Source organism: Pantoea conspicua, assembly GCF_002095315.1.
GTDB lineage: Bacteria > Pseudomonadota > Gammaproteobacteria > Enterobacterales > Enterobacteriaceae > Pantoea > Pantoea conspicua.
In genome coordinates this window covers 49,751-71,383 of sequence record NZ_MLFN01000013.1, presented here as the reverse complement: position 1 = coordinate 71,383, position 21,633 = coordinate 49,751, and the positions used below count along the sequence as shown (strand labels likewise).

Annotated in this window: 17 protein-coding genes and 1 pseudogene; 5 read left to right on the top strand and 13 right to left on the bottom strand. The window is 55.0% G+C overall.

Translation table 11 applies throughout. The features are described from left to right. Positions 1 to 95 precede the first annotated feature (95 nt). From HA41_RS07215 to HA41_RS07205, 3 genes are read right to left on the bottom strand one after another with little or no spacing between them, the layout of a single operon-like run. Entirely contained in the window at positions 96 to 1,871 is a 1,776-nt protein-coding gene (locus HA41_RS07215) for a SmdB family multidrug efflux ABC transporter permease/ATP-binding protein (protein WP_094120201.1), read from the bottom strand. Continuing rightward, the gene (locus HA41_RS07210; protein WP_094120200.1) at positions 1,864 to 3,633 is read right to left on the bottom strand and encodes a SmdA family multidrug ABC transporter permease/ATP-binding protein; all 1,770 of its coding nucleotides are present in this window, start codon (positions 3,631 to 3,633) and stop codon (positions 1,864 to 1,866) included. The genes HA41_RS07215 and HA41_RS07210 overlap by 8 nt, the downstream gene beginning before the upstream one ends. A 24-nt stretch (positions 3,634 to 3,657) precedes the next feature. Continuing rightward, positions 3,658 to 4,119, bottom strand: coding sequence for an Lrp/AsnC family transcriptional regulator (locus HA41_RS07205; RefSeq protein WP_094120199.1), 462 nt, complete (start codon positions 4,117 to 4,119; stop codon positions 3,658 to 3,660). Positions 4,120 to 4,235: 116 nt separating this feature from the next. Between HA41_RS07205 and HA41_RS07200 the strand changes: the two genes are divergently transcribed. After that, positions 4,236 to 5,270: a PLP-dependent cysteine synthase family protein gene (locus HA41_RS07200; protein WP_094120198.1), complete on the top strand. Its 1,035-nt coding sequence runs from the start codon at positions 4,236 to 4,238 to the stop codon at positions 5,268 to 5,270. A 34-nt stretch (positions 5,271 to 5,304) separates the two neighbouring features. Here the strand turns inward: HA41_RS07200 and cof are convergent, their stop codons facing one another. Further along, positions 5,305 to 6,126: an HMP-PP phosphatase gene (cof, locus tag HA41_RS07195; RefSeq protein WP_094120210.1), complete on the bottom strand. Its 822-nt coding sequence runs from the start codon at positions 6,124 to 6,126 to the stop codon at positions 5,305 to 5,307. Positions 6,127 to 6,219: 93 nt separating this feature from the next. Here cof and HA41_RS07190 point away from each other — a divergent pair, with 93 nt between their 5' ends. Beyond that, a complete protein-coding gene (locus HA41_RS07190) occupies positions 6,220 to 7,938 on the top strand; it encodes an SgrR family transcriptional regulator (protein WP_094120197.1) in 1,719 nt (572 codons plus the stop codon). Positions 7,939 to 7,979: 41 nt separating this feature from the next. After that, complete coding sequence (gene queC, locus HA41_RS07185; RefSeq protein ID WP_094120196.1) at positions 7,980 to 8,675, top strand: 7-cyano-7-deazaguanine synthase QueC; 696 nt, start codon at positions 7,980 to 7,982, stop codon at positions 8,673 to 8,675. A gap of 44 nt (positions 8,676 to 8,719) precedes the next feature. On the opposite strand, the gene HA41_RS07180 is transcribed toward queC, so the two are convergent. From HA41_RS07180 to bolA, 9 genes and pseudogenes are all read right to left on the bottom strand, one after another. Then, the gene (locus HA41_RS07180; protein WP_094120195.1) at positions 8,720 to 9,121 is read right to left on the bottom strand and encodes an acyl-CoA thioesterase; all 402 of its coding nucleotides are present in this window, start codon (positions 9,119 to 9,121) and stop codon (positions 8,720 to 8,722) included. Positions 9,122 to 9,221: 100 nt separating this feature from the next. Next, positions 9,222 to 9,581, bottom strand: a complete 360-nt coding sequence (locus HA41_RS07175; protein WP_094120194.1) for a ComEA family DNA-binding protein — start codon at positions 9,579 to 9,581, stop codon at positions 9,222 to 9,224. A 139-nt stretch (positions 9,582 to 9,720) separates the two neighbouring features. Further along, the gene (ppiD, locus tag HA41_RS07170; RefSeq protein ID WP_094120193.1) at positions 9,721 to 11,589 is read right to left on the bottom strand and encodes a peptidylprolyl isomerase; all 1,869 of its coding nucleotides are present in this window, start codon (positions 11,587 to 11,589) and stop codon (positions 9,721 to 9,723) included. Positions 11,590 to 11,836: 247 nt separating this feature from the next. Continuing rightward, positions 11,837 to 12,109 (bottom strand): nucleoid-associated protein HU-beta, encoded by a 273-nt coding sequence (gene hupB / locus HA41_RS07165; RefSeq protein WP_014606441.1) that lies wholly within the window; start codon positions 12,107 to 12,109, stop codon positions 11,837 to 11,839. 215 nt (positions 12,110 to 12,324) lie between these two features. Continuing rightward, positions 12,325 to 14,679, bottom strand: a complete 2,355-nt coding sequence (gene lon, locus HA41_RS07160) for an endopeptidase La (RefSeq protein WP_094120192.1) — start codon at positions 14,677 to 14,679, stop codon at positions 12,325 to 12,327. Between the two features lie 186 nt (positions 14,680 to 14,865). Next, a pseudogene (gene clpX, locus HA41_RS07155) lies at positions 14,866 to 16,136 on the bottom strand (ATP-dependent protease ATP-binding subunit ClpX). Positions 16,137 to 16,270: 134 nt separating this feature from the next. Beyond that, a complete protein-coding gene (gene clpP / locus HA41_RS07150; protein WP_094120191.1) occupies positions 16,271 to 16,894 on the bottom strand; it encodes an ATP-dependent Clp endopeptidase proteolytic subunit ClpP in 624 nt (207 codons plus the stop codon). A 334-nt stretch (positions 16,895 to 17,228) separates the two neighbouring features. Then, the gene (gene tig, locus HA41_RS07145) at positions 17,229 to 18,533 is read right to left on the bottom strand and encodes a trigger factor (protein ID WP_094120190.1); all 1,305 of its coding nucleotides are present in this window, start codon (positions 18,531 to 18,533) and stop codon (positions 17,229 to 17,231) included. A gap of 293 nt (positions 18,534 to 18,826) precedes the next feature. Next, complete coding sequence (gene bolA / locus HA41_RS07140) at positions 18,827 to 19,141, bottom strand: transcriptional regulator BolA (RefSeq protein WP_094120189.1); 315 nt, start codon at positions 19,139 to 19,141, stop codon at positions 18,827 to 18,829. Between the two features lie 286 nt (positions 19,142 to 19,427). On the opposite strand from bolA, the gene HA41_RS07135 reads away from it, so the two are divergent. Then, positions 19,428 to 20,006, top strand: a complete 579-nt coding sequence (locus tag HA41_RS07135) for a lipoprotein (protein ID WP_094120188.1) — start codon at positions 19,428 to 19,430, stop codon at positions 20,004 to 20,006. 57 nt (positions 20,007 to 20,063) lie between these two features. Beyond that, the gene (gene ampG, locus HA41_RS07130; protein WP_094120187.1) at positions 20,064 to 21,554 is read left to right on the top strand and encodes a muropeptide MFS transporter AmpG; all 1,491 of its coding nucleotides are present in this window, start codon (positions 20,064 to 20,066) and stop codon (positions 21,552 to 21,554) included. Positions 21,555 to 21,633: the final 79 nt, after the last annotated feature.

Genomic DNA, 21,633 nt, shown 5'->3' with positions numbered 1-21,633 from the left:
GTCAGAACAGCCAATGCACTCCTTTGGTGCGCCCGGCGTCAAAGGAGTGCATTTAACCAGATTATTCTGATAAAACCGCGCAAAAAAGGTGCAACTTAGGCTTCAGTTGTTAAGGGGATGCCCGTCGCCAGATCATCGCCTACCTGCTGCAGCTGATACATCTGCCAGTAACGGCCCTGCAGCGCCAGTAATTGCGCATGATTGCCCTGTTCGACCACCCGTCCACGATGCAGCACCAGAATGTTATCGGCTTCGGTGATGGTTGAAAGCCGGTGCGCAATCACCACCAGCGTGCTGTGCTGGCGCAGGGTTCGCAGCGTCTGCTGAATCGCCTGCTCGGTACCCGAATCGATATTGGCGGTCGCTTCATCGAGGATCATTACCTGCGGCAGGTCGACCAGCACCCGCGCCAGCGCCAGCAACTGCTTCTGCCCTACCGACAGATTATTGCCCTGCTCGCCTAATCGGGTGTGGATGCCGTCAGACAATGCACGCGCCAGGGGAGCCAGCTGCACCTGCTCCAGTACCGTCCAGACCACCTCTTCGCTGATATCACGGCCGAGCCGGACGTTGGCCAGCAACGTATCCGCCAGCACCACCGGGTCCTGCTGAACCATCGCGATACCCCGCCGCAGCACCGCATGACTGAGTTCTCCAATCGGACGGTCATCAATGCAAATCTCGCCGCGGGTAATCGGGTAGTAACCCATCAGCAGGTTCGCCAGCGTGCTCTTGCCGCTGCCGGTATGTCCGACCAGCGCCACAAAGCTGCGTGACGGCACCTCAAGATTGATATCGCTGAGCACATCACGATCTTCACGGTAGGCAAAGCTCAGATTCTTCAGGGTCAGACGACCCGACGCCAGCGGCCGTGCATCGGGTCCATAGTGCTGCTGCGCCGCATCCATCAGTTCGAAAATACGCTCACCGGAGACCACCGCCTGCTGCAGCATCGACTGCTGCGTGGTGAGCTCTATCAGTGGCTCATTCAACCGTCCCAGATAGGTAATGAAGGCGTACAGCACCCCGACTTCAAACACGCCGGGCACGGAAAAACTGAACAGCATCAGTAATCCGCACAGCACCATCGCTGAAAAGAGGCTTAATAGCGGGCGCAGCAGAAAACCATCCAGCCGCAGCGTTTCCATCCGCGCCAGATAGTGAGAACGACTCGCCTCCCCCATCCGCTCGCCAAAACGCGCCTGCTGACGAAACTGCTGGATCACGCTCATGCCGCTGATCACTTCGTTAAAGCCATTATTGATGTCGGCCAGATAGCTGCGGACCCGACGGGCAATCGGCGTGCTGTAACGCTGATAAATCAGCATCACCACCAGCACCAGCGGAAAGATCATCATCGCCACCAGCGCCATGCGCCAGTCGAGGCTGAACATCGCTACCATCATAGCGCCCACCAGCGCCGCGCTGCGCAGTACCGTCGCCACCACCGTGACATAGAGATCGCGGATCACTTCGGTGTCATTGGTCACGCGTGAAATAATCTGTCCGACCGGCTGGGTATCAAAGGCGCTGAGCGGCTGACACAGCGCAGCATTCATCACGTCGCAGCGCAACTGCTGCACCACGCCGATGGCGGCGCGATTGAACAACAGTGCCTGCCAGTAATGTAGCGCCGCCGCCAGCAGTTGCAGCAGGATAAAACTCACCACCAGCCCGGCGACCAGCCCCCAGGGCATCTGGTGTTTCGCCACCAGATTGTCGATAAAGTAGCTGACCAGCACCGGTCCGGTCACCTCGGCAGCGGCGGCAATCCATAACATGCCCACCGCCAGCGACAGGGATTTCCGCCACGGCTTGCCGTAGCTGAGTAAACGTTTCAGGGTCGGCCACAAGCGTGCAGACTTAGCCATGCGGCACTCCTTTCTCATTCTCATCGTCATCCAGCGCGGCTTCCAGCTGCTGATAACGGTACATGTCGCGATACCAGCCGGGACGATCTGCCAGCGCATCATGATCGCCACGCTGGGCGATAGTGCCGTGCTGGAGCACCAGAATTTCACTGGCTTCCGTCAGCGCCGATAAGCGGTGAGCGCTGATGATCAACGTCCGGCCCCGCCCCCACTGGCGCAGGTTAAGCAGAATTTCATGCTCGGTACGGCCATCCACCGCCGACAGCGCATCATCCAGCACCAGGATCTCGGCGTTCAGCAGCAACGCGCGCGCAATAGAAATTCGCTGCTTCTGCCCGCCCGACAGCATCACGCCGCGTTCTCCGACTTCAGTCTCGTAACCCTGCGGCAGGCGCAGAATATCGTCGTGGACGCAGGCCAGCATGGCGGCCTGTTCAATCTCCTGCTGCGTCGCGCCCGGTTTTCCCAGCGCGATGTTGCTGGCGACGCTATCGGAAAAGAGAAACGGCGTCTGACTCACCACCGCCAGCCGGCTGCGCCAGCTGTCCAGACGCAACTGCGGCAGCGGAATCTGGTGATAGCGGATATCGCCCTGCTGAATGTCAAAATGGCGCTGAATCAGGCTGAGCAGCGTACTCTTGCCGCTGCCGGTCGGGCCGCACAGTCCCAGCATCTCGCCGGGCTTCAGTTCAAAACTGACATCACTCAGCACCGGCTGGGCGCTGGCCGGATAGTGAAACGCCCGGATCGCCACTTGCAGGGAACCGGCTTCCGGCGGCAGGGTTTTATCGCCATCTTCCACCGCCGGTGCTTCCGCCAGCAATGCGCGGATACGGCTCCAGGCGGCGCTGCCGCGCTCAACGATGTTAAACATCCACGCCAGCGCCAGCATTGGCCAGATCATTAAACCGAGGTACATCACAAAACTGGTGAGCTGACCCAGCGTCATCTGGTTGTGCCAGACCAGCCAGCTGCCACCGCCGATTGCCAGCAAATTTGAGAAACCGATAGCGATATAGATGGTGGGATCGAAACGGGCATCGACCCGCGCCACCCGCAGGTTCTTTTCACCGGTGTCGCGGGCGATATCAGAGAACTGCTGAGACTGATGCTGCTCCAGACCAAAGGATTTGATCATCCGGATACTGGTCAGGCTCTCCTGCGTCTGGTCGTTGAGGCTGGAGAACGCAGCCTGCGCCACCTTAAACCGATGATGCAGCTGATTGCCGTAGCGATGAATAACGATCGCCATAATCGGCATTGGCACCAGCGAAAGCAGCGTCAGCTGCCAGCTGATTTGGGTGCTCATCACCAGCAGCACAACGCAGCCCATCACCAGCGAATCGACCAGTGTCAGTACCCCTTCCCCGGCGGCAAACACCACCCGATCGACATCATTGGTGGCGCGCGCAATCAGGTCGCCGGTACGGTGGCGCAGATAGAAGGCCGGTTGCTGACGGCTGAGCTGACGATAAAAATCTTCACGCAGCTCAACCGCCAGCTGGTAAGAGGCACCAAACAGCAGCACGCGCCAGACGTAGCGCAGCAGATACACCACCACCGCGGTCGCCAGCATCACGCCGATCCACAGCATAATTTGACGCATGCTCATGCTGTTTTGCGTCACGCCATCGACAATGACCCCGACCACATGTGGCGGCAACAGTTGCAGAACGGCAATAATGATCAGTAAGGTGACCGCGCCCAGATAGCGCCGCCACTCCCGCAGAAAATACCAACTTAATTGACTGAATAATCGCACAACGCTGTTCTCAATCTCATGCCTTTATGGGGCGACGGGTAAAGCCGTGGTGTATTTAATCTCTTCCATGGCAAAGCTGGAGGTCACATCAATCAGTCCTGGGACGCCGTTGACTAACCGCTTGTAAAAAGCATCATAACTTTTCATATCAGAGACCTGAATGCGCAGCAGATAGTCATACTCACCGGCCATCCGGTAAAAGGCCATCACTTCCGGCATGCTGTTGACCACCGAGACAAAAGCCTGATACCAGTCGCTGCTATGCTGCTGGGTTTTCACAAACATAAACGCCGTCAATGACAATCCGATTTTTTCACCATCCAGTAACGCTACCCGCGCGCGAATAATGCCATCATCTTCGAGCTTTTTCAGGCGTTTCCAGCAGGGTGTGGTGGTGAGGTTGACCGCCTCGGCTAAGGCCTGCAGCGACAGGGTGCAATCGTGCTGTAGCAACGCCAGCAGTTTCAGGTCAGTTTTATCTAACATTCGCCACTCCGAGAGAATGATTTTCTCCATTAGCGCTATTTTAGCGTCAATATTGCAATCTCTTTTTCCTGCCCGTGCCTTAAAATAGCCGTAACTCTTACTGCCGGACACTCAGAATGCACAGCTGCTGGATTCGCCACGCTATCAACGAAATTAACGCCGATTTTCAACGATCGGCCGAGACCCATTTGATCCGTTTCGATCTGGCGGATTTTCCCGGCATCTGGTTTTACCTGAAAGATGAGAGCACCCATCCGAGTGGCAGCCTGAAGCACCGGCTGGCGCGCTCGCTGTTTCTGTATGGCCTGGCGAATGGCTGGATTAAACAGGATACGCCAATAATTGAAGCCTCGTCAGGCAGCACTGCGGTTTCTGAGGCGTACTTCGCACGGCTGCTGGGCCTGCCGTTTATCGCGGTGATGCCCGCCAGCACGGCGAAACGGAAAATTGAGCAGATCACTTTTTATGGCGGGCAGTGCCATTTCGTTGACGATCCCTGTCAGCTCTACGTGGAATCTGAACGGCTGGCGCGGGAGCTGAAGGGCCACTTTATGGATCAATTCACCTATGCCGAGCGGGCAACCGACTGGCGCGGTAATAACAACATTGCTGAAAGCATTTTTCGCCAGATGCAGCATGAGCCTTACCCCGTTCCGCATACGCTGATCATGAGCGCCGGCACCGGCGGTACCTCCGCCACGCTGGGACGTTATATTCGCTATCAGGGCTTCGCTACCCAACTGCTGGTGGTCGATCCGCAGCACTCCGTGTTTTTTGATTACTGGCATCAGCGCGATGCCAGTCTGACCAGCACGCGTGGCAGCCAGATTGAAGGCATTGGTCGTCCACGGGTAGAGCCTTCATTTATGCCAGACGTGATTGATGAAATGATGAAAGTTCCCGATGGGGCGACACTGGCCGCCATGCTGAAACTGGAAAAGATTCTTGGACGCAAACCCGGTGCCTCTACCGGCACCAACTTCTGGGGCATGATGCAGGTCGCGAAACGCTTACGAGCCGCCAATCAGCAAGGCGCATTGGTGACGCTGCTGTGCGACAGCGGCGAGCGCTATCCGGATAGCTATTACCAGCCAGAATGGGTCGCGAAGCACATTGGCGATATTACCCCGTGGCAGCGCGAGCTGGAATAAAAAACCGGACATCCTGTCCGGTACACGGCAATCCTCAGCATTCGGGGGAATACGCGAGGCAGGGTGTGGCCAGCCAGTGATTTAAATAGTGAGACACCGCCTGTGTCTCGCAATGCCCCAATACTGGTAAATGCGGTAACGCCGCCTTTAACTGCGCCATCGCATTTCCCATGATGAAACCGTGGCCCGCCTGCGCCAGCATCTCCCGATCGTTCATCGCATCGCCGAATGCCATGCACTCCGCCAGCGTCAGTGAAAGATGATCGCATAACCGCGCCAGTGCGCTGCCTTTGTTGCAGTTTTTTGGTAACACCTCCAGGCAATCCAGCGCAGAGAAGCAGATATTGGCCTGCTCGCCCAGCACGGCATCCAGCTGGGTTTTCAGCTGACAGAGCGACGGATGATGATCAACGAAACAGATTTTGGTGACCTGATGGGCTGGCAGGGTTTTCAGGTCACGCAACTGATAATGAAATCCGCTCATCTGATGGGCGGCCAGTAGCGCTGGCTGCGGACGATCGGTGAACCAGCCGCTATCGTTAAAGACATGCATACTGGCACGGGTCTCCCAGTGACTGTGGATGACCTCTTCCGCCACCTGAGGTGGCAGATCGTGCGCCAACAGCAGGTTACCCTGTTGATCATGTATTCGGGTGCCATTACCGGTGATTAACCAGGCCGGCAGGATCATCTTTTGCCGCAGGATCTGCATCTCAAGCAAATGACGTCCGGTGGCCAGCGTCAGATGAATACCGCGCTGATGCAGCGCGTGCAGGCTTGCCAGCGTTTGCTGGCCCAACTGATGGTCAGGCAGTAACAACGTGCCATCCATATCAAAGGCGGCTAAGCGCACCATAATCATTCCTCTGCTGTAATGATGAGCACTACTATTGCCTGTTAATTACGGAACTAATAGTGAATACTTTGAAAAAACTGTTCCGGGTTTATCATGCGCCAGCTCAACCGTCTTAATCAGTTTCAGCGCCTTTGGCAGCAAAGCCAGGGCGCGGCTCAGCAAACCTGCGTCGCTGACATGGCGCGTCACTGCATCTGTAGTGAACGCCATCTGCGTACCCTGCTTTCTCAGTGGCAGCATGCGGGCTGGTTGCAGTGGCACGGTGAGCCGGGGCGTGGCAAACAGGGCCAGCTCAGATTCCTGCGCTCGCCTGAAGAGCTGCGTCAGCAGTTACTTCAACACCAGCTTGATGCGGGAGATACCGCCGATGCGTTGCAGTTGCTGGATGTACCGCCGGAACGGCTGATTAACATGCTGCGGCCACTGATGGGCGGACAGTGGCAGAACAATTCACCGGTGCTGCGCATTCCCTACTATCGTCCGCTGGAGAGTACCGAGCCGCGGCAGATCACGGGCCGCGCCGAGCAGCATCTGGTGCGGCAACTCTATTCGGGGCTGACCCGCTTTGAACAGGATGAGCCGGTCGGGGATCTGGCCCATCACTGGCAACAGGATGCGTCAGCCTGTAGCTGGTTATTCTGGTTACGACCGCAACTGGTGTGGCACAACGAGGAGCCTATACGCGCCGCTCAGCTGGTCGCGCAGTTCCGGCAACTGATGCAGGACCCGCGCATCAGCACGCTGCTGGCTGATGTGGTCAGCGTTGATGCACCCCATCCGCTGGCCGTGCGGTTTACCCTGCGACGTAGCGACTTCTGGCTACCCCATCGCCTCGCTCATCTGCTGTGCCTGCTCCCGCATCCCGACGATGCCCGCATCGGCAGTGGTCCGTGGAAGCTCATGCATTTCACCCCTGAGCTGGTGAGAATCGAAAGTCATGCTCGCTGGCATCTGCGTCTGCCGTTGCTGCAGGCGGTGGAGTACTGGATTACCCCACAGCTGTTTGATCCGATGCTGGGCAGTAGCTGTCGACATCCGGTACAGATTGCGATAGGCGATGCCGATGATCTGAAATCCCTGCAACCGGTGAGCAGCAGTATCAGCCTGGGTTTTTGCTATCTGGCCTGTCGGCCACGCGCGGGCTTCTCCCCGGATCAGGCGCGACGGCTGTTTCAGCTGATCCAGCAAAGCGGCATTATTGGTCGCTTACCGCTTGATGAGGGATTGATTACCCCCAGCCAGGAGTTGCTGCCTGGCTGGCCGGTGCCACAGATGGACGCCGAACCGCTGCCGCTACCCGCCAGCCTGACGCTGCATTATCAACTGCCGATGGAACTGCACCAGACGGCAGAGGCGCTACGCCAGCTGTTGCAACAACACGGTTGCCGGCTCAGCGTGGTGTTTCATCCGGTAAAGAGCTGGCACGGTATCCGGCAGCTGGATGATGCCGATATTGTCATGGGTGACCGGCTGATTGGCGATGCCCCGGTTTTTACCCTGGCGAACTGGTTACAGATCGATCGGCTGTGGCACCCCTTCTGGCTGACGCCGCAGGGCGCCGCAATACAAACCCGTCTGTTGGCGATTCAGCAGGTTGCTGACAGTGAGGCCCGCAGCCAGGCGTTGCACCAGCTCTATCAACAGCTGATGACGACGGGCATCCTGCTGCCGCTGTTTAACTATCGCTATCAGATTTACGCCCCGCCCGGCGTAGAAGGAATCGAACTGAACACCCTGGGCTGGTTCGATTTTAGTCGCGCCTGGATCCCACCACCGATTGATCCGCCACGCAGCTGTTCAGCGGCGGAATGAGGCATTACCATAAGCAGATAATTAACGATCGGGAAAACAGCATGAAACGCGCCGTAGTAGTTTTTAGTGGTGGACAAGATTCCACTACCTGCCTTATTCAGGCTTTGCAGCAATATGATGAAGTTCATTGCGTTACTTTCGATTACGGTCAACGCCATCGCGAAGAGATCGATGTAGCACGCGATCTGGCCATCAGATTAGGCGCTCGGGCCCATAAAGTGCTGGATGTCACAATGCTGAACGATCTCGCTGTCAGCAGCCTGACGCGGGATAACATTCCGGTACCGACCTGGGATCCCAACGCCAGCGGTTTGCCGAGCACCTTCGTGCCGGGCCGCAATATCCTGTTTCTGACGCTGGCATCGGTTTATGCTTACCAGGTCGAAGCGGAAGCGGTGATCACCGGCGTGTGCGAAACGGATTTTTCCGGCTATCCCGACTGCCGCGATGAGTTTGTAAAAGCGCTGAATCATGCGGTCAGCCTCGGGATGGCGCGCGAAGTACGCTTTGAAACACCGTTGATGTGGCTGAACAAAGCGGAAACCTGGGCGCTGGCTGATTACTGGCAGCAGTTGCCGCTGGTACGCGAGCAGACCCTGACCTGCTATAACGGCATCAAGGGAGACGGCTGTGGTGACTGTGCCGCCTGCCACTTACGCGCCAACGGTCTGCAGGGTTATCTTAACGATCGTAGCGGCGTAATGGCGTCGCTCAAGGCCAAAAGCGGCCTGAAATAACCCACTACGGACGGCAATCAATCCCGGTTGCCGCTTCTGCTCTGTCAGGATGCGATCAGTCGTGTCAGCCGCTCACGTAACTCGCCCTCCAGCGGCACCGCTTTCTGGCTGCGCAGATCGATGCAGACAAAGGTTAACGCCGCATCGGCGACCACCGTTTCTCCTCCCGCCAGCAAGACCCGCTGCGTAATAATGCCGCTTTTACCGTTCAGTTGGGTAATCTCGCTGTCGATAGCCAGCACGTCGCCCAGTACTGCCGGGCGACGATAGTTGATGTTGATATTCACCACCACAAACGCCAGTTTTTGTTCGAGCAACCAGTGAAACGCTTCAGCCTCTTCCAGCCATTGCCAGCGCGCCTCCTCAAGAAATTCCAGATAGCGCGCGTTGTTAACGTGCTGATAGACATCAAGATGGTAGCCGCGCACTTTAATTGTGGTCTGCATGTTTATGCTCTCCTGCTGCTGCGAGTGAACTGGTTGGACCTGTTCACTTTAGCAGAGTGGTTTCTCTACAGCAGAGAAAGCATCAGAGATGCGCGGCGCTTCACAATTTCAGTCGGGCCGCATTACGCTCCACCAATGCGTTACCGATACCCGGCACCTCATTTAATTGCTCAATCGCGCTGAATGGTCCGTACTGTTCGCGATAGCTGACAATCGCCTGCGCTTTCTTCAGCCCGACCCCGTTCATCGCCGCCGAGAGCTGTTCTGCTGTCGCCTCATTGATGCTGACCTTTTCCTGCTGCGGTACGGCTGAAGATGGCGTTGAGGATAACTCAGTTTTCGCGGCTGCGCGGCTGTCCGATGCGGGCGCGGGTGCAGGTGCGGCAGACAGTGAGGTCTGATAAAGCGCGCCGCCCAGCGCAACTGAAAGGTAAAGGGCGAATAAAGTAGATTTAGCCATGCTGTATTTCTCCTTGTGGTTAACAGCCATCACAGCGTGGCACCAAAGAAGAGAGGCTTCAAAACGCAGATCTCAGATATGGAAAAGGCCGCGAATGCGGCCTTTGATTATTTCAGTTGTTACGTAGTTTCTGCGAGGCTTACTGCATTTGTGCAGCAGCGCCGTACTTAATTTTGGCCTCTTTACGCAGATTCTGCAGCAGCGCTTCGAAGGTCAGCTGGGCATTATTCTGCGTCACGCCTTTGACCATTTCATCAATTTGCGCCTGCGGCATGCTGCCGGTCGTCACTTTATCAACCGCCACCAGCACCACATTGCCCTGCATATCTTCGGCCACGCCCCAGGATGGCTTATTCTCCGCCGGCTGTGGCAGGTTAAAGGCAGCCTGTGCTACCGGATCCTGCGCGTTGCGATCAACCGTTTTACTGGCGCTCAGGCTCAGGCCCGCGGCGGTTAACACATCCTGTTTACCGGCTTTCAGATCGACCAGCAACTTGTCCGCCTGCGATTTCGCCTGCTGTGTCGCTTTATCCTGTTTCAGGGTGTCAGCAATCTGGATTTTAACCTGATCCAGCGGCTTGACTGCTTCCGGCTTGTGCTCGCTGATGCGCAGTACAAAGGCCCGATCGCCGTCAACGCTGATGATGTCAGAGTTATTGCCTGGCGCGCCGTTCTGACCGACCAGACCGCCGTTAAAGATCGCCTGTTTCACCGCATCAAAATCGAGTTCCTCAGGCAGCGCATCCTGACTGAACCAGTCGGTTTCTTTGGCTTTCAGACCGGAAGCCTGCTCGGCACCCGCCAGCGATTCGTTGTCGTTGCTGGCCGCTTCGCTGACTTTCTGCTGCAGTTTATAGAAGGCATCCACGCCCTTCTCCTGCTTCACTTTCGCAGCGATGGCATCGCGCACTTCATCCAGCGGTTTAACCTGCTCTGGCTGGATATCGTCGAGGCGCACAATCAGGAAACCCACAGACGATTTAATCACCCCGGACATCTGGCCTTTTTCAGTCAGACCGGCATTTTTCAGCTCATCTGGTGTGGTCGCAGGTTCCAGCCAGCCCATATCACCGCCTTTACGCGCGGAAATCGGGTCGATGGATTTGGTTTTCGCCAGATCAGCAAAACTGGCACCCTCTTTCAGCTGGGCCAGCAACGCCGTGGCGTCCGCTTCTGTTTTGGTCTGAATCACGCTGTAGCGGTTACGCTGCGGCTGGGTATAGTCTGCTTTATGCTGGTCGTACCAGGCCTGAATATCGGCCTCGCTGGCAGCCTGCTGCATGCTGGCCGCATCCATCAGAATATAGCTGACACGGAACTGCTCCGGCGCCATGAAATTCGCTTTATGCTGCTGATAATATTGATTGATCTCATCATCAGTCACGGTCTGCTTTGACGCCAGCGCGTTGACATCCAGCGTCGCCTGACGAATAACACGCTGCTGTGAAACCAGCGCCACCAGTTTGCTGGTTTCGCCCTTGAGCATAAAGTCCGTGTTCGCTACCGCGTTAATCAGCTGCTGATTAGAAAGTTGCTTACGCAGCGCTTCAGCATACTGGTCAGCACTGAAGCCCATGCTGCCGATCATACTCAGATATCTGGCGTTATCGAACTTGCCGTTGGTCTGGAAAGCCTGCTGATTAAAAATCGCCTGCTTTACCTGATCGTCACTGATGCTGAGATGCAAATCTTTGATGTAGCTGGCGAGCAGAGCCTGATCGACTAACTGCGACAGCGCCTGCTGGCGGATCTGCTGCATGTAACCGTCATTACTGGCCAGCTGAGAGAACTGATCGCCCAGCATCTGCTGCTGACGGCTGCGCTCACTGTTGAACGCCTGCTCCAGCTGTGCCCGGCTGATTTCCTGACCGTTAACTTTGGCTGCATAATCATTGTTGCCGCCAATCAGATAGTTGCCAACGCCCGTCAGCACAAAGGAGAGAATAATCAGCCCCAAAATAATCTTGAGCACGACATGGTTCGACGCCGCGCGTAAATTGTCCATCATGGTATGACAACACTCCGCTGTAGTGTGAATGTAAAGCTCGGGCGCAATACGCCGTTTCCTGACGCATCACGCAGCTGCAGACTTCGCTGTCAGCCTCAGTCCGGATCAGGTCCCTGTTACGGCCTGATTATCGCCGGTTAAAACAAAAAAGGCACATCTGATTGATGTGCCCGTATGTTACATGAGAACGCGTTAACCGTCCTCTAATCCACTGAAGAAAATACGTCAATGAACGTTTTCGTTGTTATTAATTGACTGCGTCTTTCAATGCTTTACCAGCACGAAAACCCGGTACTTTACCGGCCGGAATAGTGATCTCTTTACCGGTTTGTGGGTTACGACCAGTACGTGCAGCACGCTCGCGCACCGAGAAAGTACCGAAACCGACCAGCGCCACTTCATCGCCGCCTTTCAGCGCGTCAGAAACAGAACCCATAAATGCATCTAAAACACGTCCCGCTGCTGCTTTAGAAATATCAGCATCCGCAGCAATTTTGTCGATCAACTGTGACTTATTCACTCTATTCATCCCCTCTTTTATTATTTCACTTCGTCCCCGCGCTTCCCGCCGGATCCGAACGCGCAGCAAGTTATATCAAGCCTGTGGAGCCGAAACAACGTAATTTCTCCGAGAACACCGCTTCGACAGCCACCTAAATTAGCGGCACAAAAAAAAGCTGGCAAGCACCATTTGCCCTGCCAGCTTCGCTTTTTAACGGTTTATGCCGTTAATCACTATTTTGCTGTCGCGACCTGCATACCGTAAGGCGCATTTTCCAGCGCCAGATTCAGCACTTCCTCAATGCGTTTCACCGGATGGATGTCGAGATCGGCAATCACGTTCTGCGGAATTTCTTCCAGATCGCGTTTATTGTCGTCCGGGATCAGGACTGTTTTAATCCCACCACGGTGGGCTGCCAGCAGCTTCTCTTTCAGTCCGCCAATCGGCAGTACCTGACCACGCAGAGTGATTTCACCAGTCATCGCCACGTCGGCGCGGACCGGATTCCCGGTCAGACAGGAAACCAGCGCGGTACACATGGCAATACCAGCACTTGGACCATCTTTTGGCGTTGCGCCTTCCGGAACGTGAACATGGATATCACGTTTTTCATAGAAGTCGCCATTGATGCCCAGTTTCTCTGCGCGGGCACGGACTACGGTTAAGGCTGCCTGAATCGACTCCTGCATCACCTCACCCAGTGAACCGGTATAGGTCAGCTTGCCTTTACCCGGCACGCAGGCGGTTTCGATGGTCAGCAGATCGCCACCCACTTCAGTCCACGCCAGACCCGTTACCTGACCCACACGGTTTTCACTGTCGGCACGACCGTAGTCGAAGCGCTGCACACCCAGGAAATCCTTCAGGTTTTCACCATTAATGGTGATGTGCTTTTGCGTTTTATCCATCAGCAATGACTTCACGGCTTTACGGCACAGTTTCGACAGCTCACGCTCAAGGCTACGCACCCCGGCTTCACGGGTGTAGTAGCGGATGATGCCGACGATTGCACTGTCTTCAACCGTGATTTCATGGGCTTTCAGCGCGTTACGCTCAATCTGCTTCGGCAGCAAATGCTGTTTGGCGATGTTCAGTTTTTCATCTTCGGTGTAACCCGACAGACGAATCACTTCCATACGGTCAAGCAGCGGTGCCGGAATGTTCATTGAGTTTGAGGTCGCCACAAACATCACATCCGACAGGTCATAATCGACTTCCAGATAGTGGTCGTTGAACGCAATGTTCTGTTCTGGATCAAGCACTTCCAGTAGTGCCGAAGCCGGATCGCCACGCATATCAGACGACATCTTATCGATCTCATCCAGCAGGAAGAGCGGGTTTTTAACCCCAACTTTTGCCATTTTCTGGATCAGTTTGCCCGGCATCGAACCGATATAAGTACGGCGGTGACCGCGGATTTCAGCCTCGTCACGCACGCCGCCCAGCGCCATACGCACGTACTTACGTCCGGTCGCTTTTGCGATCGATTGACCGAGAGAGGTTTTACCTACCCCTGGCGGTCCAACCAGGCAGAGGATCGGGCCTTTGATTTTGCTGACGCGACTCTGAACCGCAAGATATTCAAGGATACGATCCTTCACGCGCTCAAGGCCGTAATGGTCAGTATCCAGCGTCTCCTGGGCTTTACGCAGATCTTTCTTCACTTTGCTGCGCGCGTTCCACGGAACCTGCACCATCCAGTCGATATAGCCGCGAACCACGGTCGCTTCAGCGGACATCGGGGACATCATTTTCAGCTTCTGCAGCTCAGCTTCCGCTTTCTCGCGCGCTTCTTCCGGCATTTTTGCCGCGTCGATTTTGCGTTTTAACGCTTCGTACTCGTCGGGCGCGTCGTCCATCTCGCCCAGCTCTTTCTGAATCGCCTTCATCTGCTCATTCAGATAGTACTCGCGCTGGCTCTTTTCCATCTGCTTTTTAACGCGGTTGCGAATACGCTTCTCAACCTGCAGCAGATCGATTTCAGATTCCATCATCGCCATCAGATATTCCAGACGTTCGTTAACGTCGGACATCTCCAGCACAGACTGTTTGTCTGCCAGTTTCAGTGGCATGTGTGCGGCGACGGTGTCGGCAAGGCGCGCCGCATCGTCAATGTTGTTCAGCGAGGTTAATACCTCAGGCGGGATCTTTTTATTAAGTTTGATGTAGCCTTCAAACTGATTGATTGCGGTGCGCACCAGCACTTCCTGCTCGCGCTCTTCAATCTCTGGTGAAACCAGATATTCAGCTTGTGCCACAAAATGATCGCCGTTATCGGCCAGCGTCGTAATGTGGGCGCGCTGCAAACCTTCGACCAGCACTTTAACCGTGCCGTCCGGCAGTTTCAGCATTTGCAATACAGACGCAACGGTCCCTACTGAGAAGAGATCGTTAATGCCAGGTTCATCCGTTGAAGCCTCTTTCTGTGCGACCAGCATGATCTTCTTATCATGATCCATTGCGGCTTCGAGGCACCGAATTGATTTTTCCCGGCCAACAAACAACGGAATTACCATGTGCGGATAAACCACCACGTCGCGCAGCGGCAACACGGGGATTTCAATGCGTTCAGAACGCTCAGGATTCATAGAGCTCTCTCTTAGTTTAATGTCCGCCAGGTGATGGGAACCGCATCAGGCAGGTATGCAGTTAAACCCACAGGTATCTGAGTATATGGGGATGATCGTCCGACATTCAACGTCACAGAGGTGAGAAAAGCAAAAGGGGAAAGATTTTCCCCTTTTTTAAGATGACAACCTGGATGATCTGTTTATTTATTCGCCAGAAGCCTGCGCTTCGTGCTTGCCGTAAATCAGCATCGGTTCAGACTGACCATCAATAACTGATTCATCAATCACCACTTTTTCGACATCTTCCATCGACGGCAGGTCGTACATGGTTTCCAGCAACGCCCCTTCGACGATTGAACGCAAACCACGCGCACCGGTTTTACGTGACATCGCTTTTTTCGCGATAGCCGTTAACGCCTCGTCGCGAAACTCCAGCTCAACGCCTTCCAGGTTAAACAGCGCCTGATACTGTTTTGTCAGGGCGTTTTTCGGTTCACGCAAAATCTGAATCAGCGCTTCTTCACTCAGTTCGCTCAGGGTGGCAACCACCGGCAGACGACCAATGAATTCCGGGATCAGACCAAATTTAATCAAATCTTCCGGTTCACACTGTGAAAGCAGTTCGCCTTCGCTGGCTTTCTGCGATTTGCCTTTCACGGTGGCACCGAAACCGATACCCGATCCGGTTTCTACACGCTGGGCAATCACTTTATCCAGTCCGGCAAAGGCGCCGCCACAGATAAACAGAATTTTAGAGGTATCAACCTGCAAAAACTCCTGCTGTGGATGCTTACGTCCACCCTGCGGTGGCACGGCAGCCACGGTGCCTTCAATCAGTTTCAGCAATGCCTGCTGCACGCCTTCGCCCGAGACGTCACGGGTGATTGACGGGTTGTCAGACTTACGCGAAATCTTGTCGATCTCATCGATGTAGACGATGCCACGCTGTGCTTTCTGTACGTCATAGTCACACTTCTGCAGCAGCTTCTGAATGATGTTCTCGACATCTTCCCCCACGTAACCGGCTTCGGTCAGCGTGGTGGCGTCCGCCATGGTGAAAGGGACGTCCAGCAGGCGAGCCAGAGTCTCTGCCAGCAGCGTTTTACCGCTACCGGTCGGGCCAATCAGCAGAATGTTACTTTTGCCCAGTTCGATGCCATTGCTGGTATCGCCGTTGCGCAGGCGTTTGTAGTGGTTATACACCGCCACAGCCAGCACTTTCTTCGCCTTTTCCTGGCCGATTACATAATCATCGAGGTGATGGCGAATTTCATGCGGTGTAGGCAGCGCGCTACGTTCGCGATGCGGGGCAACTTCTTTAATCTCTTCGCGAATGATGTCGTTACACAGATCAACACACTCATCGCAGATATACACTGACGGCCCGGCAATCAGCTTTCGCACTTCATGCTGGCTTTTGCCGCAAAAGAGCAGTACAGCAATTTTCCTGAACCGTCTTTGCGCTTATCTGTCATCAGTTAACCTCTTCTTGTTCTCAGGCCATACCGGCGTACGGCGCTGGCCGTGCGGAGACGGCCGAAATTCATTCAACCCATGCTAGTACCCTTTTCCCGTTAACTATAGCGTAAGGACAAGGGTAAAGCGGGTCTTATTCTCGATGCGTCAGAATTGAATCGACTAATCCATACTCTACCGCTTCATTCGCTGAGAGGAAACGGTCACGCTCGGTATCACGCTCGATTTCTTCCAGCGTCTTACCGGTATGTTCAGCCATCAGCTCATTCATACGCTGCTTAACTTTCAGAATTTCACGCGCATGGATTTCAATGTCTGAAGCCTGACCCTGATAGCCACCCAATGGCTGGTGGATCATTACGCGTGAGTTTGGCAGGCAGAAACGCTTGCCTTTGGTGCCCGCCGTCAGCAGGAAGGCGCCCATTGAGCAGGCCTGTCCCATACAGATGGTGCTGACATCCGGTTTGATAAATTTCATGGTGTCGTAGATCGACATCCCGGCGGTAATCACGCCGCCTGGTGAGTTGATGTAGAGATAGATATCTTTTTCCGGGTTCTCTGCTTCCAGAAACAGCATCTGCGCCACAATCAGATTCGCCATGTGATCTTCAACCTGGCCGGTCAGAAAGATAACGCGCTCTTTGAGCAGACGGGAGTAGATGTCGTAAGAACGCTCACCGCGCGAAGTTTGTTCGACCACCATTGGCACCAGCGCATTGTGCGGTGCTGTATATTCACGATCGCCACTGTATGACATTACCGTCTCCTGGATAAATTTCATTGGCAACATTCTGTACCGATTCTACGTAAGACGAGCGGGAAAAACCACGCTCCGCCTCTTTCCGACACCTCAGGACGGTTAATCAGTCAGCATAACTGTTTTCTTGCATACTCCCTGTATCTGGGGATGCTGCCCAGTTGTTTCAAGCATAACAACCTTTTCCTCAATCGCTAACCCGGAAAAAGCGATGCGTGAATAATTTGCCGATTAATTAGGCAAATAGCGGTCAGGAGTGTGCGCTCAAACGCGAAACACAAAAAAGCCCGCGACTTTTCAGTCACGGGCTTAGCACAGACGGTTAACTGCGTGATCAGGCCTGAGCGGTCTGATTCATCAGATCCTGGAAGTTGGTCTCTTTCTCGGTGACTTTCGCTTTCGCCAGTACCGCTTCAACCGCTTGCTCTTCCAGCGCAACGTTGCGCATGTTGTTCATCAGCTCATTATTCTTGCTGTAGAACTCGATCACTTCCTGCGGATCTTCATACGCAGACGCCATCTCTTCGATCAGCGTGTTGACGCGGTCTTCGTCAGCTTTCAGCTCGTGGGTACGAATCACTTCGCCCAGCAGCAGACCCACGACCACACGGCGTTTCGCCTGCTCTTCAAACAGTTCGCGTGGCAATTCCAGCGCTTGCTGCTCGTTGCCACCGAAACGCTGTGCAGCCTGGCGACGCAGCACGTCGATTTCGCTGTCGATCAGGGCAGCTGGCACGTCGATTTCGTTAGCCGCAACCAGACCATCAATCGCCTGCGTTTTCACGCGGTTACGGATTGCGCCTTTCAGCTCACGATCCATGTTCTTACGCACTTCTGCACGCAGACCAGCAACCGAACCATCTTCAACGCCGAAACGTTTGATGAACTCTTCGGTCAGTTCTGGCAGTTCGCGCGTCTCAACTTTCTTCAGCACGATCTCGAACTTCGCGTCTTTCCCTTTCAGGTTTTCCGCGTGGTAGTCGTCCGGGAATTTCACATCGATAGTGAAAGTCTCGCCCGCTTTGTGACCCACAACGCCTTCTTCAAAGCCTGGGATCATGCGGCCCTGGCCCATCGCCAGTACGAAATCAGAGGCTTTGCCGCCTTCGAATTCTTCACCGTCTACTGAACCATTGAAATCGATGGTGGCACGATCTTCCGGACCGGCTGCTGCATCGCTTTCGATCCAGTTAGCCTGCTGCTTACGCAGGGTGTCTAGCATGGTGTCAACATCAGCATCGGTCACTTCAACCAGCGGTTTTTCAACTTCGATGTTTTCCAGGCCTTTCAGCTCAACTTCCGGATAGACTTCGAATTCAACTGCGTAGGTGAAATCCTGACCTTCTTTGTATTCGCCCGGCACATAGTTTGGTGCGCCAGCCGGATTGATCTTCTCTTTGATGATGGCGTCAACGAAGTTACGCGTCATCAGATCGCCCAGCACGTCCTGACGGACAGAAGCGCCATAACGCTGCGCAACGATGTTCATCGGCACTTTGCCTTTACGGAAACCATCGATGCGGACTTTCCTGGCAACATCAACCAGTTCTTTTTTTACAGCGCTTTCGATGCTGTCAGCAGCGACAGTAATCGTAATGCGACGGCCCAGGCCCTGAGTGGTCTCTACAGAAACTTGCATCTTGTTACCTCAAAAAATCACGTGCTCGGTCAACTTCAGACACCACACATAGTGAAATGCGCCGTATCCAACAACCGGGACGGCTTCCGTGAAGAGAACCTGATCCCTGTTACCAGAAGCGTCCCGAAGACATTCCGGAAAAATAGACGCAGCATTATAGCGGCATCGCTGGAATGAGTCGAGGATGCTAACTCACCACTTTTCAGCAGGTTTGCTGCTTTTTTGAGCCGGAGATCGCGTTTCTGGCGAAATAACAGAAAAAAACGGCCCGCAGGCCGTTTCAGAGGAGAGCGTCAGGCGAGCGTTCCGGCACCGCGACAGTTTGGCGAAGCCAGCACCGTATCCTGCAGTCCTTCCCACTCTTTCAGGGTATAGGTATGAAGGGCTAAAGCATGCACGCTGCCGGCTAATTCGGCTGCGAGTTCACCGTAGATGGCGCGATGACGCGCCAGGAAACGTTGACCAGCAAAGCAATCACTGACAATGACCACTTTAAAATGGCTCTCAGACCCGGCAGGAACGTTGTGGCGATAACTTTCGTCATGCACTTCCAGATGAGCCGGCTCAAAAGCCAGGCGCAGCTTTTCTTCTATTTGTTCGCGAATCATGGCTGTTACTCCTCAATGGCGAGCGCTGTGCCCCATCTCTTTCAATATTAGTCGCTTTTATCGCGCTTTCCCGCAGCGTGACGGTAAATATTACATTTGCGGGCCGGACCACAACGGCGCGCATGATAACGCAGAGGAAAGCGGCAGCAAACCCTGACCTGAACGATCCAATCTAAAATCCGCCTGAGACGCATTTTCCCCCTTAACGGGGCTTTTTTCACTGCCGGGCAATGCTATGATGGCGGCAGTTTTTGCAAACCAACCCCCGACACCAACGAGAAAAAGTATGTTGAAAAAACTGTTATTCCCGCTGCTGGCTGCATTCATTTTGGCCGGCTGTGCAAGCAGCAATAATACCCTCACCATTCAGCCAAAAATTCAGTTGCCTCAGCAGGATCCCGGCCTGATGGGCGTGACCGTCAGCATTAATGGAGCCGATCAGCGCAGCGATCAGGCGCTGGCAAAAGTGAACCGTGATGGCCAGTTAGTGACCCTGACCCCGTCGCGCGATCTGCGTTTCCTGTTGCAGGAAGTGCTGGAGAAGCAGATGACCGCTCGCGGTTATATGGTGGGTCCGAATGGCGCGGTCGATCTGCAGATTGTGGTGAACAACCTCTATGCCGACGTGACTCAGGGCAATGTGCGCTACAGCATTACTACCAAAGCGGATATCTCCATCATCGCCACCGCGAAAAATGGCAACAAGCAGGTTAAAAACTACCGCCAGACCTACAGCGTAGAAGGTGCGTTCAGCGCCAGTAACCAGAAGATCACCAACGCAGTGAACTCCACCATGAGCGATGTCATCGCTGATATGGCGCAGGACACCAGCGTCAACGACTTCATCAAGCAAAACGCCCGTTAATTCCGCTTCACGCCTGCCCGGCGCTACGCCGGGCACATCGTTACCATCAGGGTCAGCATGAACCACTATCTTCGCCTCTTCAGTCAGAAAAACGCCGCCGTCCTGTTGCTGCTTGGCTTTGCCTCCGGGCTGCCGCTGGCCCTGACCGCCGGTACGTTGCAGGCGTGGATGACGGTGGAAAATGTTGACCTGAAAACCATCGGCTTCTTTTCGCTGGTGGGTCAGGCCTACGTGTTTAAGTTTCTCTGGTCGCCGATGATGGACCGCTATACGCCGCCGTTTCTCGGGCGACGTCGCGGCTGGTTACTGCTGAGCCAGCTGGCGCTGGTCGGCGGCATTGTGGCGATGGGTTTTCTGCAACCCAGCCGGGATCTGACATTGATGGCCGCGCTGGCGGTGCTGATCGCTTTCTGTTCCGCGTCGCAGGATATCGTATTCGATGCCTGGAAAACGGATATCCTGCCGCCTGAAGAACGCGGCAGCGGCGCGGCAATTACCGTACTGGGCTACCGGCTGGCGATGCTGATTTCGGGCGGACTGGCGCTGTGGCTGGCTGACCGCTATCTGGGCTGGCAGGCAACCTACTGGCTGATGGCGCTGATGATGGTACCGGGCATCATTGCCACGCTGTTGGCCAGTGAGCCTGATATGCGCGTCTCCGCGCCCCATTCACTGCGGCAGGCGGTGGTCGATCCGCTGAAAGACTTTTTCCAGCGCAACAATGCCTGGCTGCTGATCACGCTGATCATCCTGTATAAACTGGGCGATGCGTTTGCCGCCTCGCTGACCACCACCTTCCTGATCCGGGGAGTGGGTTTTAATGCCGGTGATGTCGGACTGGTGAATAAAACGCTGGGGCTGCTGGCCACCATTATCGGCGCGCTGTATGGCGGCGTGCTGATGCAGCGTCTGAGCCTGTTCCGGGCACTGATGATTTTTGGCGTGCTGCAGGCAGTATCGAATTTTGGCTACTGGCTACTGGCGGTAACCGACAAGCAGCTGTGGAGCATGGCGAGCGCAGTATTTGTTGAAAATCTGTGCGGCGGTATGGGTACTGCCGCGTTTGTGGCGCTGTTAATGACGCTGTGTAACAAGTCCTTTTCAGCGACGCAGTTTGCTCTGTTATCGGCGCTCTCCGCCGTTGGCCGGGTTTATGTCGGTCCGGCTGCCGGCTGGCTGGTCGAACTCTGGGGCTGGCCGACATTTTATGCCTTTACCGTGGTCGCCGGCATGCCGGGATTACTGCTGCTGGCATTCTGCCGCCAGACGCTGGATCAGGTACAGCAAAGCGGCACCTTCCTGGTGCGCTGTTGCTACCCGCAGGGCTATCGCTGGACTAACCGTCTGTTCGCCGCAGGATGCGGCGTGCTAACACTGTGGTTGCTGACGCTGGCGATCAACGCGCTTGGTGTGGTGGCACTGGCACCGTGGCTTTCAACACTGTTTAAAATCGGGATGGCGCTAACCTTGCTGGCGGTGCTGGCGGGCGTGCTGCTGGACTACCGGGCGCTGAAAAATACGCCATCCTCGCCCGCCATCAGTCATTAGCGAAATCAATGTTTCACCGGCGACCATTTATTGTTTTGCCCGCCCCCGGAAGTCGCTGAGTTTTATCAACGCGTGTTAT

Excerpts from the sequence above, each read along its gene's own strand:
- HA41_RS07215 (WP_094120201.1), bottom strand. The coding sequence starts at position 1,871 with ATGGCTAAGTCTGCACGCTTGTGGCCGACCCTGAAACGTTTACTCAGC.
- HA41_RS07205 (WP_094120199.1), bottom strand. The coding sequence starts at position 4,119 with ATGTTAGATAAAACTGACCTGAAACTGCTGGCGTTGCTACAGCACGAT.
- HA41_RS07200 (WP_094120198.1), top strand. The coding sequence starts at position 4,236 with ATGCACAGCTGCTGGATTCGCCACGCTATCAACGAAATTAACGCCGAT.
- cof (WP_094120210.1), bottom strand. The coding sequence starts at position 6,126 with ATGGTGCGCTTAGCCGCCTTTGATATGGATGGCACGTTGTTACTGCCT.
- HA41_RS07190 (WP_094120197.1), top strand. The coding sequence starts at position 6,220 with ATGCGCCAGCTCAACCGTCTTAATCAGTTTCAGCGCCTTTGGCAGCAA.
- queC (WP_094120196.1), top strand. The coding sequence starts at position 7,980 with ATGAAACGCGCCGTAGTAGTTTTTAGTGGTGGACAAGATTCCACTACC.
- HA41_RS07180 (WP_094120195.1), bottom strand. The coding sequence starts at position 9,121 with ATGCAGACCACAATTAAAGTGCGCGGCTACCATCTTGATGTCTATCAG.
- HA41_RS07175 (WP_094120194.1), bottom strand. The coding sequence starts at position 9,581 with ATGGCTAAATCTACTTTATTCGCCCTTTACCTTTCAGTTGCGCTGGGC.
- ppiD (WP_094120193.1), bottom strand. The coding sequence starts at position 11,589 with ATGATGGACAATTTACGCGCGGCGTCGAACCATGTCGTGCTCAAGATT.
- lon (WP_094120192.1), bottom strand. The coding sequence starts at position 14,679 with ATGAATCCTGAGCGTTCTGAACGCATTGAAATCCCCGTGTTGCCGCTG.
- clpP (WP_094120191.1), bottom strand. The coding sequence starts at position 16,894 with ATGTCATACAGTGGCGATCGTGAATATACAGCACCGCACAATGCGCTG.
- tig (WP_094120190.1), bottom strand. The coding sequence starts at position 18,533 with ATGCAAGTTTCTGTAGAGACCACTCAGGGCCTGGGCCGTCGCATTACG.
- bolA (WP_094120189.1), bottom strand. The coding sequence starts at position 19,141 with ATGATTCGCGAACAAATAGAAGAAAAGCTGCGCCTGGCTTTTGAGCCG.
- HA41_RS07135 (WP_094120188.1), top strand. The coding sequence starts at position 19,428 with ATGTTGAAAAAACTGTTATTCCCGCTGCTGGCTGCATTCATTTTGGCC.
- ampG (WP_094120187.1), top strand. The coding sequence starts at position 20,064 with ATGAACCACTATCTTCGCCTCTTCAGTCAGAAAAACGCCGCCGTCCTG.